Origin of the sequence: Moraxella sp. CTOTU46711 (assembly GCF_031975715.1) — a bacterium.
Lineage (GTDB): Bacteria > Pseudomonadota > Gammaproteobacteria > Pseudomonadales > Moraxellaceae > Faucicola.
The window spans coordinates 39,857-56,200 of the sequence record NZ_DALYMP010000009.1; the positions used below are offsets into that span (position 1 = coordinate 39,857).

The 16,344-nt window shown below is 44.3% G+C and carries 16 protein-coding genes; 4 read left to right on the forward strand and 12 right to left on the reverse strand.

All coding sequences use genetic code 11. The annotated features are described in order from the left end of the window. Positions 1 to 21: 21 nt before the first annotated feature. Both RTJ53_RS10385 and RTJ53_RS10390 read right to left on the reverse strand, forming a co-directional pair. Positions 22 to 258 (reverse strand): PA3496 family putative envelope integrity protein, encoded by a 237-nt coding sequence (locus RTJ53_RS10385; RefSeq protein WP_060995306.1) that lies wholly within the window; start codon positions 256 to 258, stop codon positions 22 to 24. Between the two features lie 109 nt (positions 259 to 367). Then, a complete protein-coding gene (locus tag RTJ53_RS10390) occupies positions 368 to 1,753 on the reverse strand; it encodes a hypothetical protein (protein ID WP_312276894.1) in 1,386 nt (461 codons plus the stop codon). Positions 1,754 to 1,834: 81 nt separating this feature from the next. Here RTJ53_RS10390 and serB point away from each other — a divergent pair, with 81 nt between their 5' ends. Further along, complete coding sequence (gene serB, locus RTJ53_RS10395) at positions 1,835 to 2,830, forward strand: phosphoserine phosphatase SerB (RefSeq protein WP_309596761.1); 996 nt, start codon at positions 1,835 to 1,837, stop codon at positions 2,828 to 2,830. 254 nt (positions 2,831 to 3,084) lie between these two features. On the opposite strand, the gene purC is transcribed toward serB, so the two are convergent. The 4 genes from purC to RTJ53_RS10415 all read right to left on the reverse strand — a co-directional run bounded on the left by purC (position 3,085) and on the right by RTJ53_RS10415 (position 6,511). After that, positions 3,085 to 3,813: a phosphoribosylaminoimidazolesuccinocarboxamide synthase gene (purC, locus tag RTJ53_RS10400; RefSeq protein ID WP_309596760.1), complete on the reverse strand. Its 729-nt coding sequence runs from the start codon at positions 3,811 to 3,813 to the stop codon at positions 3,085 to 3,087. 134 nt (positions 3,814 to 3,947) lie between these two features. Next, complete coding sequence (locus tag RTJ53_RS10405) at positions 3,948 to 4,247, reverse strand: hypothetical protein (RefSeq protein WP_051499973.1); 300 nt, start codon at positions 4,245 to 4,247, stop codon at positions 3,948 to 3,950. Further along, complete coding sequence (dapA, locus tag RTJ53_RS10410) at positions 4,244 to 5,137, reverse strand: 4-hydroxy-tetrahydrodipicolinate synthase (protein ID WP_036594521.1); 894 nt, start codon at positions 5,135 to 5,137, stop codon at positions 4,244 to 4,246. The genes RTJ53_RS10405 and dapA overlap by 4 nt, the downstream gene beginning before the upstream one ends. Before the next feature lie 225 nt (positions 5,138 to 5,362). Continuing rightward, positions 5,363 to 6,511, reverse strand: a complete 1,149-nt coding sequence (locus tag RTJ53_RS10415) for a metallophosphoesterase (RefSeq protein ID WP_312276895.1) — start codon at positions 6,509 to 6,511, stop codon at positions 5,363 to 5,365. 503 nt (positions 6,512 to 7,014) lie between these two features. Between RTJ53_RS10415 and nadB the strand changes: the two genes are divergently transcribed. Next, positions 7,015 to 8,712 (forward strand): L-aspartate oxidase, encoded by a 1,698-nt coding sequence (gene nadB, locus RTJ53_RS10420; RefSeq protein ID WP_312276896.1) that lies wholly within the window; start codon positions 7,015 to 7,017, stop codon positions 8,710 to 8,712. 27 nt (positions 8,713 to 8,739) lie between these two features. On the opposite strand, the gene RTJ53_RS10425 is transcribed toward nadB, so the two are convergent. The 5 genes from RTJ53_RS10425 to RTJ53_RS10445 form a co-directional block, all read right to left on the reverse strand. Further along, positions 8,740 to 9,846, reverse strand: a complete 1,107-nt coding sequence (locus tag RTJ53_RS10425; protein WP_312276897.1) for an RNA-guided endonuclease InsQ/TnpB family protein — start codon at positions 9,844 to 9,846, stop codon at positions 8,740 to 8,742. Positions 9,847 to 10,026: 180 nt separating this feature from the next. Then, positions 10,027 to 10,668: a dTMP kinase gene (tmk, locus tag RTJ53_RS10430; protein WP_312276898.1), complete on the reverse strand. Its 642-nt coding sequence runs from the start codon at positions 10,666 to 10,668 to the stop codon at positions 10,027 to 10,029. 12 nt (positions 10,669 to 10,680) lie between these two features. Continuing rightward, positions 10,681 to 11,997, reverse strand: a complete 1,317-nt coding sequence (gene mltG, locus RTJ53_RS10435; protein ID WP_312276899.1) for an endolytic transglycosylase MltG — start codon at positions 11,995 to 11,997, stop codon at positions 10,681 to 10,683. 86 nt (positions 11,998 to 12,083) lie between these two features. After that, the gene (locus RTJ53_RS10440) at positions 12,084 to 13,025 is read right to left on the reverse strand and encodes an aminotransferase class IV (RefSeq protein WP_159374147.1); all 942 of its coding nucleotides are present in this window, start codon (positions 13,023 to 13,025) and stop codon (positions 12,084 to 12,086) included. A 60-nt stretch (positions 13,026 to 13,085) separates the two neighbouring features. Next, the gene (locus RTJ53_RS10445; RefSeq protein WP_159374146.1) at positions 13,086 to 13,877 is read right to left on the reverse strand and encodes a hypothetical protein; all 792 of its coding nucleotides are present in this window, start codon (positions 13,875 to 13,877) and stop codon (positions 13,086 to 13,088) included. A 226-nt stretch (positions 13,878 to 14,103) separates the two neighbouring features. Between RTJ53_RS10445 and aroE the strand changes: the two genes are divergently transcribed. Both aroE and RTJ53_RS10455 read left to right on the forward strand, forming a co-directional pair. Beyond that, on the forward strand, positions 14,104 to 14,922 hold the full coding sequence (aroE, locus tag RTJ53_RS10450) for a shikimate dehydrogenase (RefSeq protein WP_159374145.1): 819 nt from the start codon (positions 14,104 to 14,106) through the stop codon (positions 14,920 to 14,922). Positions 14,923 to 14,948: 26 nt separating this feature from the next. Beyond that, the gene (locus tag RTJ53_RS10455; protein ID WP_312276900.1) at positions 14,949 to 15,485 is read left to right on the forward strand and encodes a hypothetical protein; all 537 of its coding nucleotides are present in this window, start codon (positions 14,949 to 14,951) and stop codon (positions 15,483 to 15,485) included. A 73-nt stretch (positions 15,486 to 15,558) separates the two neighbouring features. Here the strand turns inward: RTJ53_RS10455 and RTJ53_RS10460 are convergent, their stop codons facing one another. Continuing rightward, on the reverse strand, positions 15,559 to 16,290 hold the full coding sequence (locus RTJ53_RS10460; RefSeq protein ID WP_159374144.1) for a YidB family protein: 732 nt from the start codon (positions 16,288 to 16,290) through the stop codon (positions 15,559 to 15,561). Positions 16,291 to 16,344: the final 54 nt, after the last annotated feature.

Below are 16,344 nucleotides of genomic sequence, written 5' to 3' on the forward strand. Positions count from 1 at the left end.
TGTATTAACCTTTTGCTTGACTTACAACTCATCATCGTCAAAATCGTCGTCATCGTCTAAGTCATCAAGATCGTCATCAAAACTGTCTTTAAGTGAGCGCTCTAGACGCTTTTCTTCCAATAAATTATCAATCAAACGACGTTTTTCAAGACTACTTGCCCGACTTCGACCCGATGCGTCGTCATCCACGAGTCGCGCGTCATCGTCATCATCAAAACTGTCATCTTCAAAGCTATCATCAATATCTGGATCAGCCATTTATTGCTCCTTTCGCTGGTCGATTCGATAAATTTGCAATTTCATAAAGCCTTATAATGGGTTTTGTCAGTCAAGTCAAGTGGCGAAAGAAAAAATAGCCATGATTCGTTTATTTTTCTGTGGCGGTCAAAATTTCATCGCGTTTGGCAATGAGTTCGGTCATCAAGGTTTCTGATAAACCGTTGTACCAAACCATCTCACGCTCTGTGATAGTGGTCGGATGTTGCAGGTTTTTAAACTGCACTTTGCCATCTAACGTTTTAAGTAAATCCAGTGGATACAGGAGCAATAAACCATCTTCTTTGGCGTGGTTTGCCATCAGTTTTTGTACGTCATCGAATTGATGACTGATACTGGTACCGATGGTTAATGGCAAAGCAAAACGCGATAGCTCACGGTGTTTTTCGTATACCACTTGGTTGAGGATAATCAACAATTTTGACAATAACACCGCTGCCAGTGGCAATTGCTCGGCTTTACCTGCTAGATGAACGACCGCGCCGTTGGCATTAAAATGCGAGTTGTCTTTGATATACACGTCTTTGATATAGCGATTTAACACATTGTTTGACGAGTTAAATAAACTGTTTGATGCGCGCATCAATAGCTGATTACACAATTGAAAATACGGTTTTGCAACTTCAGGTGCCACCCGTTTTAGCAGATGATACTGGTCGTAAAAATGAATTTGTAATTCGATTTCGGGTTGTTTTTGGCTGTCTACTGTCGCTTCTTGAGCCAGATTGTCAGTCATGTTGGTCGCTGTGGGCTGGGTTTGGGGAATGTCTTTAGCAGATTTTGATTTTTCTCGATTTAAAAAATCATTGATGGTTTTGCCAGTGGCGGCAGGTTGCGCGGCCGCGCTGCTATCTTCTGCTTGATTGTATAAGGCGTCATGGTCATCCAACTGCAATTCACCATCGGCTGTCAATACCCTGTTGCTGGGTGCTAAGCCGCCACGGGCAAGCGCGATATGCTGCTGCACTTTTTCACCCAATTGCGCAAGCTGTTCCTGCGTTGGGCGCGCCATATAGCCATAAATCAACCATAAAAACCCATGCAAAATTGCTGACCCTAATACAAACAACCACTGACTACTGACAATCTCACCTTTGGATACCGCTTTCATGGTGATGGTGGCGTGACCGAGGACTTGGTTGTTTTGGATAATGGGTTTGTCAATCACCTGCCCCACTTCGTTTTGCGCTTGTCCCGTTTGCACCAGCGGCTGATTGTTTTGGTCACTGATGACAAGCTTGGCAACTTCCTGATCAACTTGGTAGCGGTTTGCCAAGACGCTCAGGCTAATTCTATCTTGGCTCGTGATGCCCACCATGGCTTCTTTGGCTAACTGTTCAACAATTTTTTCACCCTTTTGGGTACGCTGCTCGTATTGGGATTTTTCACTACTAAAAGTCAGCATCAAAAAATGTAAACAAAAACTAATAAGTAGCACAATAGCGAATTTGCCTTGACGGGGGGCTAGATGATTCATGGGTAGATTAAACTTTCTTTAGGAGCGATTAAATGCTACATTATCATGTTTATTTTTTTGGCATACAAGGGGTAAACTACCATGACGACGAATTTTTTGTATCAACTTAATCAGCATTTTCCCCATAGTTACGCGATTACCCTAAGCGCTGCCAAGTTTGAATTGGGGCTATTGAGCCAAATTAGCCAAACCCTTGCAAGCCTTCATCCTGCCATTCGCCTCTTACATCAAGACACCTTAGTCAATGAGCTTGATTGGCAAGCCAATGACACACTCGCCCAAGCTGAGCAAACCAGCCCTGTGACGACGATTCGCTGGATTTTGACGCTGGAATCAGATAGCGATATCCAAGACTTACCGCACCGTGTCAAACAAATCGCCGCCAACAACCTCTATCATGTAGATGTCAATGTCATGCCCCTTGCGACATTGGTGCGCCCGCATAAACTGGCGTTGTTTGATATGGATTCGACCTTGATTGAGCAAGAAGTAATTGTGGAATTGGCAAAAAAAGCCGGGATTGGTGAGCAAGTCGATACGATCACCGAATCTGCGATGCGCGGCGAAATTGATTTTGCCGAAAGCTTTACTCGCCGTGTGGCTTTGCTTAAAGGGTTATCAAGTGAGGTGCTCGAAGATATTATTGCCAATCACGTTACCTTTAGCCCAGGGGCAAAACGCTTGATTAGCGCACTGAAAAATCATGGTTACTATGTGGTATTGGTCTCAGGCGGCTTTAACTATTTTGCCGAATACGTAAAGAGCAGCTTAGGGATGGATGAGAGTTATGCCAATGACCTAGATATCGTCGATAATCTAGTGACAGGTGAAATCACCTCAGCGATTGTAGATGGCAAGCGTAAAGCCGAAATTTTGCAAGCCGTAGCACAGCGTCTAGGCATTAAGCTGTCAGAGACTGTTGCTGTCGGCGATGGCGCTAATGACTTGCCAATGCTAGGGCTAGCCGATATCGGTATTGCCTATCGCGCCAAACCGATTGTGCGCGACCAAGCGAATTATGCGGTAACCGTCGCAGGACTCGATGGGGTGATGACTGTCTTGGGATTGAGCGATTGATAGACCCAGTCAAACAACACCCATGACTAGGCGTCATAAAATTAACTCAAGTAAGTGAGTCTTTGCGATCACTTATTTTGATAACCTTACTTGTGGATAATTTTTATCGCTAAAAACCTAAATTTAAGCCCAAAAACACAAAACTGGAGCAAGCCCCAGTTTTAGATGTTTATCTATTTCACATGCCATCCAAATTTAATTGGACTTAATTAGATTCGCTGTAGCGATTAGCTAGCTTAATGAATGATTCCGATTTATCGACCTGGCTCATCAACCAAAGACACACCAATACGTTGGGCAACTTCTTCATAACCTTCGACCACATCACCTAGGCTTTGACGGAAACGGTCTTTATCCAGTTTTTTCTTGGTTTGTTTGTCCCAGACGCGGCAACCGTCGGGCGAGAACTCATCGCCCAGTACGATACGGTCTTTGAATACCCCAAATTCTAGTTTAAAATCCACCAACATCAAACCCCCGTCATCAAACATTTTTGATAACACGTCATTGACTTTAAAGGTTAAGGCTTTCATTTCATCCAGTTGTGCTTGCGTTGCCCAGCCGAGTGATACCGCTAACGAATCATTCACCATGGGGTCGCCCAGACCGTCATCTTTATAGAACAATTCAAAGGTAGGTGGCGTCAACGCTTGACCTTCTTGTAAGCCTAAGCGACGTACTAGGCTGCCTGCCGCATAATTACGTACCACACACTCGACGGGAATCATTGTTAGGCGTTTGACTAGCACTTCTTCATCCGATAATTGCTGTTCAAAATGGGTTTCGATGCCGGCTTCGCTGAGTTTTTGCATGATAAAGGCATTAAAGCGGTTATTGACTTTGCCTTTACGCGCTAACTGTTCGATACGCTCGCCGTTGAATGCAGAGGTATCATCACGAAATTCTAAAATCAGGTAATCTGGATTGTCAGTTTCGAAGACGGATTTTGCTTTGCCTTTATAAAGTAAATCGAGTTTTTGCATGGTAATTCCCAAATGGCTGTTTAAGATTGGCTAAGGTTGGCTTAGGGTAGCTAATTTATGACAGTTGCATTGATTGGCTGATACGCGGTTAGCAACACAAGCTGCCAACTATCATGAATGCTGTCAGCCACTCTTTATTTTACGGTACTAATCGGACGCGGTAGCTCAAAACGCTTACTGCCTTCTTTTGTGATTTTTAACGTATTTTCGCCTGATTGCGGCACGGCATAAACTGGCGTAAAAGGCAGCGTTTGTGCATCTGCCGGTAATTGGATGGGTTCAAGTTTTTTGGTTTTGGTATAGTCCAAAGAATTGTCGCCAACTTTACGTTTAAAAGTAGTACAGCCTGTCATAGCAATGCTAGCAGAGGCAATGATAGCTAGGGCTAGTTGGGCGTTGAATCGATTGTGGTTAGCGCTGCGTGTTTTTTTCATAGTAAACCTGCTTTGGCAAGTGCTTCATCCATCACTTGTTGGTGTTCTGGGGTAAGCCAAGTTAATGGTAAACGGATACCTTGCTCGATATGACCCATTTTGTATAAGGCATATTTTGCAGGAATGGGACTTGACTCGATAAATAAATCTTGGTGTAAATGGGCTATTTTTTGGTTTAATGCTTCGGCTTGGTCGAAATCACCTTTGAGTGCCAAGCCAAAAATTTGGCTCATGATTTTTGGCGCGACATTGGCGGTCACTGAAATATTGCCTTTTGCCCCATGACGCATCAGCGCAAGCGCGCTTTCATCATCTCCTGACAATACGCTCATACGACCTTTTACTGCTTCAATCAGTTTGGCACCACGCGCCACGTCACCGGTCGCATCTTTAATTGCGATGATATTTTCGATGTCCGCTAAGCGCTCGACAGTGGCTTGCTGCATATCAACAACAGTGCGCCCGGGTACGTTGTATAGCACTTGGGGAATGTCCACGGCTTCAGCAATGGCTTTATAGTGTAAGTATAGCCCTTCTTGGGTCGGTTTGTTGTAGTAGGGCACAACCAACAGCGCGGCATCCGCCCCCGCTTGTTTGGCGTGCTGGGTCAGCTCAATGGCTTCAACGGTATTGTTAGCGCCTGTACCCGCGATGACGGGAATACGACCACCCACTTGCTTCATGGTAAATTCAATAACGTCCACATGCTCTTGCATCGATAAGGTTGCGGATTCACCCGTCGTACCAACCGATACCAGTACGTCCGTACCTTGCTCGATTTGCCAATCAATGAGATTTGCCAATGATTGCCAATCGACGTCACCATTGCTATGCATAGGTGTAATAAGCGCGACCATAGAGCCTTGTAGTTTATCTAAAATGGGGGTCATAACAATACCTTGGACAAAACCTTAAGTAGAATATGTAACAGCTGCGACAATTTTTTGAAAATTTTTGTCTAGTGTAGCATACATTTGGGGCGAAGTTTAAGCGCTTTGATAGCAAACGCAAGTTTCTCCACCGCCATAGCCAATAAGGTTATAGAGCCCACTCAACTAGATAATAAGGCAGCAACTGGTTTATAGTCGCTGGCTTACAGTGGCGAATAATATGGGTTAAGCATCAGCCGTTTGAACCTGGATGGTTAGCACATCAATGGTAGGGGGGCAATTAAACCGAAACGGCAACCCTGTCATGCCAATCCCAGTATTCACCCATACTTGGTAGCGTTTGCTGGGTTTGTCATCCTCATTGAATGCTTTGGGATGATTGTCGGATTGTTTGGCTGTATCTGGTCTGCGTAACCCCGCCGCCAGTTTATTACCTGTCAATGCTCTCACCATCAGCGGTGTCAGTATAGGTATATTGACCTGCCCACCATGCGTTTGCCCCGCAATCACCAAAGTATCGTTGTTGGCGTCACTTAAGGTTCGCGGATTGGCTTCTAACTGCTTGATATCATGGGTAGCAATCACTAAAGGCTGCCCCGCGCTGCGCTGCTGTTCAATCACGCGCGGTAAATCCATTGTACTGCCATTATGAATGCCGATGATGTTAATCCCGGCAATACGCAAGCCTTGCTCAGGCAATAATTGAATACCAAAAGTTGGCAAGATGTTCATTAATTGCATATTGCTAGCAGGTTCGCTATTTTGCGCATCATTGACAACTTGCTGGGTATCGGCATCACTAAGGACGGTATAGCAAGGCTTGTTCAGGGTTTTAAATGGGCTTAGATGGGCATCCAAAGTTGTCGCTTGATATAACCAGTCGCCCAAAATCAGCACCGCATCAACATCCAAGCGATTAAGGCATTTCACCAAACGCGCTAACTGATGGGGGTTAGAAAATATACCCACATGGATATCACTCAGCACCGCAATTTTTGCAGCTTGTGGTGTGATATATTTTGATGATGACGCAGCCAGTGAAATATCGGTCGCAGGCTGATAGGTCGCAGATGCGGTCAAATTAATTGAAAAACGCGAAACGCGCAGCCGATTGGGTTCAACCCAGCTCATATAGATATACAACAAGGATAACGCGATAAGCAGCCAGTAAATGATTTGGTTGTCATACAGCAGTTGCACGTTTGCCCACAGCAACAACCAAACAAACCAATAGCGCGCGTAGAAACTGACCAGTTGTAGTAGAATCTGCAGATTATCCGTCCGGGCTTTGAGTTGCACGGTTTTTAGGCACGACCATAGGATTACCAAAACGGCAATGAGCGCTCCAAGATGACCTAGCCAACTGCCAATCATGCTACCACCCATATCAAGCGTTACCTAAATTTACTGAATAATCAATAATTTGGGTAACAAATACGTATAAAAAAAGCGCCCATTATAAATGGCAATCATGGATATGACAATTTAAACTGTCATCATATCGCAAAAAATGGATGAACAGCTAGGCGAATTTTTTGTATTTAACTCATCCAAAAATGCCTAACTTTGCATTTTAGATTCTTTGTCTGTCAGCGATGGCAAAATAAAGACGAGCGCATTTGCCTACGTCGTACCCTGTTTAGCCTTACCCATTGGCGATTTGGATGGGCTTGCTACTTAAACAACCCATAGAAAAAATCCGCCATCATTTATAAAAGCTGATATGATAGTTTTATTTTCACATAGCTTTTTAAACCTAGCTTTTTAATCATAGCTTTTAAAATAGCCTTTTAAATACAGCACGCTGACCCAATTTGCTCAGCGCTTGCTTAGATTTTTTGGCTCTTTAACTCATTAATTTGAAGGACGTCAGCGTTATGACAGCAAGCGTTAATGTGTCAAACTCCCCTATCAAAGAAACTCTCCAGCCGCAAGCACAGGCTAACCATCGCCACGCGTTTGATGTGGTGATTGTCGGCAGTGGCGGTGCAGGTTTATCGTTAGCTTTATCCTTACCAAGCCATCTATCGATTGCGGTTTTGGCAAAAGACAAGCTCACTGAAGCCAGCACTTTTTATGCCCAAGGCGGCGTGGCGGCGGTACTATCGGATGATGATTCGGTTGATGAGCATGTCGATGATACCTTGATTGCAGGGGCAGGTCTTTGTCATGAAGATGCGGTACGTTTTACAGTGGAGCATAGCCGAGAAGCGGTGGAGTTTTTGCTCAAACAAGGTGTCAAATTTACCTTGGATGAAAACGAAACCTTGCACCTGACGCGTGAAGGCGGTCATAGCAAACGTCGTATCATCCATGCGGCAGATGCCACTGGGGTGGCCATTTCTACCTCGTTAGTCAAACGTGTCAAACAATGTCCGAATGTCAAACTGTTTGAGTATGTCGCTGCCATTGATGTCATCACCACCCATAAACTTAGCAAACACAACTACAGTCCGATTACCGAGCCCAATCGTGCCGTGGGGCTATATGCGCTTGATTTGAATACCAATCAAGTCATCACCTTTACCGCACCCTTTATCGCCTTAGCCTGCGGCGGGGCATCAAAAGCGTATTTGTATACATCCAACCCCGATATTGCTACAGGGGATGGTATCGCGATGGCATGGCGGGCAGGTTGCCGCGTTGCGAATTTGGAATTCAATCAGTTTCATCCTACTTGTCTCTATCATCCAGAAGCGCGCTCGTTTTTAATCACCGAAGCCATGCGCGGTGAAGGTGCCTACCTGCGCTTGCCAGCAACCAAAGAACACCCAGAAGGTGAGCGCTTTATGCTTCGTTTCGATGAACGGGGTGAGCTGGCACCGCGTGATATCGTGGCTCGCGCCATCGACTTTGAGATGAAGCGACTAGGAATACGTCATGTTTGGTTAGATATTACGCATCAAGAACCAGCCTTTATTAAAGGTCATTTCCCTATGCTATATGAGCGGCTACTAGAGCTCGGCATTGACATGACCCAAGATAAAATCCCCGTGGTACCCGCCGCTCACTACACGTGTGGTGGGGTGATGGTCAATGAAAATGCCCAAACCGACGTGCTTAATCTATATGCCATGGGCGAAACGTCCTTTACCGGTCTGCATGGTGCCAATCGCATGGCGAGTAACTCGCTGTTAGAATGTTTTGTGTACGGGATGAGTGCAGCGCGGCATATTGCCGCTGCATTTGCAGAAAATCGCGTTCCCCCCATTCCTACTATCCCTGACTGGGACAGCCAAGATGTGACCGACCCTGACGAAGAAGTCATCGTGCTACAAAACTGGGATGAGCTGCGCCAAAGCATGTGGCACTACGTTGGTATTGTGCGCTCAGACAAACGCCTGCATCGCGCACTCAACCGCATTTTGTTGTTAAAACAAGAAGTCAATGATTACTACGCCAACTTTGTGGTCAGTAAAAATCTGATTGAATTGCGTAATTTGCTGCTAGTCTCTGAGCTGATTGTCCGCTCGGCGCTACTTCGCCACGAATCGCGTGGACTGCATTACAACAAAGACTTTCCACAAACTTTGCCAGTGGCGGCAGACGTGATTTTAACCCCATCTATGCCATAGTATGGGTTAATTGACTTCCTCCCCTTGCTAAAGCAAGGGGATTCCTTCTACAAGACGGTCAAGCCCGACCGCAAGAATGTTCCGACTGGCATTGATATCTCTATCATGCCATGTGCCACACGAAGCACATATCCATTCTCTTATTCCAAGCGATTTTCTACCTTTCGGACTATTGGCGGTGATGTCACCGCAACACGAACATCGCTGGGTCGTGTATCTCTCATTCACGATTTCAAAACGGCAACCTGCGTTCTCGCATTTGTAGGTCAGTTGTCGTTTGAGTTCAAACCAACCTGCATCGTAAACCGATTTGGCTAGTTTGCCTTTTTTACTGTTAAATTGATTACTCTGAATATCACCTACCACGATTAGGGCATTGTCTCTGACTAATTGGGTGGTGAATTTGTGTATCAGGTCTTGCCTTGTGTCTTTGATTTTGGCATGGATAGCCTTGATACGTTTTTTGTTGTTTGAGCGTTGGGCTATAGCTAATGCTTTGGCATATTTTAGCGTTTGCTTAATGGTTAGCTTGTCACCGTTTGAGGCGGTAGCACTGTCTTTAAGTCCTAAGTCAATACCTACACTACCTGTTCCGCATGATTGTTTGGGATAGTCTTTGACTGTGATACAGGCATACCAACGGTTACGGCTGTCTTGGACGATTTCTAGTGTGTTAATTTGATATAGGCTAAGGTTGTAGCTGTCCCATAGGTCAATGACTAGTTTTTGTCCTTTGGCTAAACTAAGCTGTAAGGTGGATTTTAAGCCTTTTTTACTTGTTTGGTGGGTAGCAATGTGTTTGATGGCGGATTGTTTAAAGGGTAGCCAGCCTAATGATTTACGTTTTGAATTTGGGTTGTTGGTTCGCCATGATAATTTAGCTTTTTTGAATTGTTTTCTAGCTTTGGCATGGGTTTCATTGATTGCCTGAATAGTCTGACTGTGTAAGCCAAGTAGTTCACCGCTACCTTTGGTGTAGTCGTTTAGGTCATAAGCACTAAAGAATTTACCAGTCTTTTTTAGGTGTTTGTAACTCAAGTCATTGACATAATTCCATACGAAATTGACCGCACCGCTTAGGCGGTTGAGTTTATCAGTATGTTTGTCTCGTATGCGTAGCTTGAGTGTTTTCATGCAAATTATTTTAGCAAAATTTATGCAAGCGTTATAGTGTATGAGTTGCCTTATATCCACCGCCTAAAGTCGGTGGTTTTACGGCAATGGCTGATAAAAAAGGGGGATGTTTATCATCCCCTTTTTTCACAATGATGTTAAAAGCTTTATGGTACTAAGTAATGACACTAAATAACAACATTAAATACCCAGCTGCGTTAGCACTTTTGCCAATACTTCATCAGGTGTACCCTGCGCATCAATGCGTTTGACGCGCTGCGGTTCTTGCTGTGCTTGATAAGCAAATCCTTGATGCACCCGCTCAAAAAACGCTAGCTGATTTTGCTCAAAGCGGTCTAGTTTGCCGCGATTTTTGGCACGGCTCATCCCTTCTGTGACCGGTAAATCTAGCCAAATGGTCATATCTGGCATTTTTGCCACAAACTGATGAATCAGTAATTCAATTTTGCTAAGTTCTGCCCTATCGCCCTGTTTGCGCCCAAACCCTTGATAGGCAATAGTGGAATCGCTAAAGCGGTCACACAGCACCCATTTACCCTGAGCGAGCGCGGGCAAAATCACTTGCGCCACATGATCGGCACGCGCCGCAAACATCAATAAAAGTTCACTGTCCTCTGTCATGGTCGTTGCTGGGTCAAGTAACATGGCGCGTAACTGCTCAGCAAGCGGACTGCCGCCCGGTTCACGGGTTTGGATAAAGTTGATGCCTTGCGCGGTCAAATGCGCTGCCACATTGGCAATCAAGGTGGACTTACCCACCCCTTCGGTACCTTCAAATGAGATAAATTGTTCGCTAATAGGGGCTTTCGCAGCTGTTTGCATGGGTATCGTTTTTTACTGACCTGATTGGCTGTTTTGGCTGGCGCGTTTTTCACGCATCACCCGCAAATAGTCTTGCACTGCTTGGTTATGGTCTTCTAAATTACTGGTAAATTTATGACCGCCATTGCCCGTTGCCACAAAATATAGCGAATCGGTTTGATTTGGGTTAAGTGCCGCTTTAATCGATGCAGTACTTGGTAAGGCAATCGGTGTTGGTGGTAAGCCGTCAATTTGGTAGGTGTTGTAAGCGGTTTTTTCTTCAAGGTCAGATTTGCGAATATTGCCATCGTAACGATCGCCCATGCCATAAATCACGGTAGGGTCGGTTTGTAGGCGCATATTTCTCTTTAGACGATTGACGAACACGCCTGCCACTTCACCCCGCTCGCTTTCGACACTGGTTTCTTTTTCAATAATTGATGCCATAATCAGCGCTTCATACGGTGTCTTGTACGGCAGATTGGCTTGGCGATTGTTCCAGTTTTCCATCAATGCTGTGTGTTGACGGTTAAATAAATGCGTTAGCACTTTTTTGTCACTACTGCCTTCATTAAAGTAATAGGTATCCGGTGAGAACCAACCTTCAAGGTTGCCATTTGGGTGATAGTCAGCAGGGATATTGAGCCCAAGTTTATCAACGTCAACTTTGCCGCCCTGAATAACTTCTTTTTTAATCCCTTTATTGTCCATCAAATGTTGATATAAATCTTTGGCTGTTTTACCTTCAATGATTTGCACTTTAATAAAAGCGACTTTCTCACCTTGTTGTAGCATGGCTAAATAATTGGCAAAACTTGGATTCTCAGGCAGTTGATAGACCCCTGGATGAAGCGGTTTATCCACCGTCATTTTGATATATAGTTTGGCAAGTGGCGCGACGAACAGTTTTTTCTTTTTATCCCAGTCGTCTACCAGCGCATAGTAGGTTTGACCTTTATTGATGGTCACCATCTGCTTTGGTTGGGTGATAGTGCCATATAGGGTGTTGTACCAAGCAAATAACAACCAGCCCAGCACCAATACAATAAACCCAAGCAGCCCCAATAGACGGTATTTATTTTTTTTGTTTCTACCGGTGATGTTGTCATTGAATTCTCGCGTTGAACGATTAATCAGACAAGCATCATTGCCATTGACGTTTTTGCTATGCGGGTCTTCGTCATCCTTATCCGTGATATCCTCGCCATCGATACCCTTATCTTTGCTATGATTGTCCTGCAATTGGGAATCTGGAATATCTGCGGCGTGAGGGGCGTCACTGGGCTGAGTAGGATGATGCTCAGAACCACCTGGGGTACTAGACAGGTTGTTATTAGATGGGTCGTTCATAGAGAAGGCTTATATTGACTCAATAAGCGAGAATTTAACAATTAATGACAAAAATAGCAATTTTTTTTAGTTACTAGCAACAGGATTTAAGTTAATTTTTGCGCATAGATTGGGGTCAAATCAAGCGCCTTTGGGTGTCCATCGGGTAGTATCAATGCCTGAATGGGCAAAATCCCGCGTACGGCATTGCAAAAAAACAAGCTTGTGATATTGGCTAACTCCTCGCTGGCTAAATATCGCTCCTCATGCGCCCTATCGGACTTGGCAAACTTAGCCAATAACACCTGCCGCATTACCCCTTTGACCCCTGAGCGGTTGATGGGCGGTGTGTACCACACATTTTCATGATTGAGCTGATAAAACACATTGCAAAAGGTACCTTCTACCCAATGCCCCATCACATCTTGTACCAACCCATCAATCATTTGCGCATCTTGAGTTTGATGCTGCCACAGCTCGTGACTTGCCATCACTTTATCTTGGGCATTTAGTAGCTTAAGCCCTACCAAGGGTTTTGGTAAACAAGCAATTTGCTGAGTGAGACAAATCGCGCTAGCGGCAGGTTGGATGATGACTTGATTGGCTTGCTGTGCTAATGGCTTATCCGTGGGCATAAGCTTAATAAAAGCGTCAAATTGACAGTTACAAAATCCATAGCCTTTGATAGGTTGGTTTTTTCGGCAGACTATTAGCTTGAGCATACCGTGATTGAGGGTTTTAGCGAAACTGCCTAACTGGCTATTAAAGTATGCGCGGATAGTATGATTGGGGGATTCTAAATTGACTGAGTCTAAATTGACTGAGTCCAAATTGGCTGCCTCTAAATCAGCGTTGGTTAAATTAAGTTGTAACGCATGGACACTCTCGTCGATTCTATCTAAATGGTAACTCAGCCAATTGATTTGTCCTGCCACCACCGCCATGGTGGTAAAGAAGCCATCGCCATACGCTATGACCCGTGAATCAATATCGATAGCGGTGATTGGCGTTTGCTTGGCATACTGAGCGTCAGAGAATGAATACCACATGGTTATTTGGCTACTTGATTAAATTGATAGTTAACTGTATGACAGTGAAAGCCGCAGCAATCAGCCGCTTTTTTTAGCGGTTTTGGCGATGACAGTGGGTTTTCTGACCACCAAATCACAATGATAATTGTCGCAGCGTGCTAATTCTACCAAAATTCCGTGGTAGCTGGCATTTTTAATCGGCTGTCCTTGCACCATGTGGGCAACAATGTCTGAGCCGTCTTGCCCAAACCAATTTTGGGTCAGCTGAAACGCTGTTTTGGCATGCTGGATGCTGGTGTTTTTAACGCTGGCATTGTCATGGGCACTGGCATAATACCACTGTAACTCGATATACATAGGTGAATCAAGCAAATCAAAATACGGCTCACCGGTTTTGGCAAAACTATATTTACTTGCCACATTGCTTCGATAGTCCAAATTTTGCGTATCAATGGTGATGGGTTGACCTAACAGTAACGTCATGGCTTCGGTATCGTGGATACTGACTTTGTTTGCCAGCGTTTGTTGCTGCCAATCATTGATGGGATAGACCACAGGCGTTGGCTGCGAGTTAGGGTTGATAGACGGATTGGCGGCTGTGGTCGATGCGGTAGTGCTAGCGGTCACACTGGCATTGCGTTGTGAGGCGATTTGTTTGACCTTATCACAGCCAGTTAAGGTGAGTGCTAAGATAACCCACCCCCAGCCAAGATTGTTTGGCCAAGTGGGTTTATTTTGGCTAGCGCCTTTTTGGGTAACGTCTTTTTGGGTAGTACCTTTTTGGGTCGCGCCTTTTTGGGTAACGTTTATCGGATGTTCTGAGCGGTTTTGACGCGGTAAAAAAAGCGGTTTGCGGGCAATTAGCTTCATTGTGTAGTATATAACGGGTTGGTGTGAATAGCGCATTGTAACAAGGCATTGGTGGCGGTTAACAGTACGCTTTTGTTGTTATTTTTAGCCAAATCGATGAAATGCTGCGCTTTACACCCACCCAATCAAAACCTAGCCAATCAAAACCCAGCATTGATATAGTAGCCACAGTTATTGTAAAGTGAGGGGGATTGCTAATTTTGCTCATCGTATTATAGGTTTTCTCATGTCATCAGTTCCTGATTCAAATGTCCGTTATCATTGCATGGTAATCGGCAATCCGATTGCCCATAGCAAATCGCCTGATTTGCACCAAGCCTTTGCCCAACAAACGGGCATCACCTTGTCTTACCAACGCCAATATTGTCCCAACGATGTCGACAGCTTTACCGCGGTCATCGAAGCATTTTTTGCAGGTGGTGGCACAGGGGCAAATGTGACCGTACCTTTTAAAGAGATGGCATTTGCGCTGTGCCAGCAGCGCGGTCAACTATCTGAATACGCGCGCTTGGCAGGTGCAGTCAATACCCTTGCCATCAAAGCCGGCAAACTGTATGGCGACAATACCGATGGTCGCGGTTTGGTGGCAGATTTATTGTCGCAAGGCGTCAGGTTAAAAGACGCAAACGTGGCTATTTTGGGGGCAGGTGGGGCGACTCGTGGCGCGATTTTGCCGTTGCTAGATGCGCAAGTAAAATCGCTGCATATTGCCAATCGCACAGTAGAAAAAGCAAAGAATTTAACCCGATTATTTGATACCGATAAGCTCACCTTTTCAAGTTTGACGGATTTGCCCAACGATATTGAGGTGATTATCAATGCAACGTCGATAGGTCTAAGCGGTGACACATTGCCGTTTGCCAAGGATATGACGGTCGATTTTGCCTATGACATGATGTATGGCAAACCCTCGGCGTTTTTGGACTTTTTTAAGGCGAAAAATGCCAAAACCTCGGACGGCTTGGGAATGCTGGTCAATCAAGGGGCATTAAGTTTTGCACTTTGGACGGGTAAACAAGTCGATTTGACGGATTTTAAATTTTGATTAATATTGGTAAAAATAGCAAAGACTTGACTGAAATTTTAACAACGATTAAAACCGCCAAAAATCGTGATGATTTACCTATCATCAAAATTACGTTAAAACGCTCTTTTATCACGTTTAATGTTATCATCCTTACTGTGATGATAGTCATCTTTTCGCTGATGTTTGCTGTGGCAATTTTTATTCCAGACACAGAGACTATATTTTTTATATCATTAATTTTCCTTATATTTTTACTTATTTTTGGTATCTATCGAGAAATAAAAGAACAACGATTAACGCTTTTTTACCGTAATGCACATGACCCATTTTATTGTGAGTTAAACCCAGTTAGCCTAATAATCGTATCTGGCAATCACAAACAAACATTAAAATGGCTGGAAATTAAATTCGTGAATAGATGTATAACTAATCGTTCCACACCAGCACATATCGCTATCCATTCTCATCATAATATTTATCTTTATCATAACCAATTACCTATCAATTATCGTAAGTTATTTTGGGTATTTCATGATTATTGGCTAAGAGCAAATCATCGCCCTATCATCAAGATTTTATAATCGTAAATAAACCGCCAGTTCAATTGAAATGGCGGTTCGTAGTCATGCTATTTAAATTCACTTTTAATCGCTCTTAGCGCTTAAATTGTGAAAGTTGCGATAAAATTTCACTAATTTCGTCATTGGCTTCAGGTTCGGTTCGGGTGTCGCCATTTGGCGTTAAGCTATCAAATAACTGTGGCAAAAGCTCCGCCATACCTTGACGTACTTCACTTTGATCCACGCCCGTTTGTGCTGCAACTTGCGCCAACTCATCATTATCAAATAGCTGATTGATATCATTGGGATCCAGCGGTTGGTTTGATTGGTCCGCACTCATCCAGGAATTGGCTTGATGACCAAATCCCATATTTTGGATTTTATTAAAAGCGCCTGATAGACCGCCATTTCGCTGGATAAACATCAACGCGATTGGCAATAAAGCCGCCATTAACATACCTTTACCACCAAAGCCACTTTGACTTTGTGGAAATTGGTTCATACCCACGTTATTGCCCATGCCACTACCTAGACCACCGCCCATGCCACTACCTAGCACGCTACCTAGCACTTGTCCTAGCACGCCACCCTGAGACATTTGCGACATGCCTTGATTTTGGTTCATTGCCATACCGATGATATCATCCAACCCAAAACCATTTGACTGCATTTGTGGCTGCTGCACCCCGCCGCCTAAAACATTACTAAAAATATTCCCTAGGCCGCCCATATCCGCTTGGCTTTGACCGCCCATTTTGCTTTGGCTCATTTTGCTTTGAATGGCACTTTGCGCCACTTGTGTTACTAGACTTGTTAATAAACCCATGGTCATTCCCTTTTATTTATCTTTTTCAATGATTGTTGTATATCACCAATAATA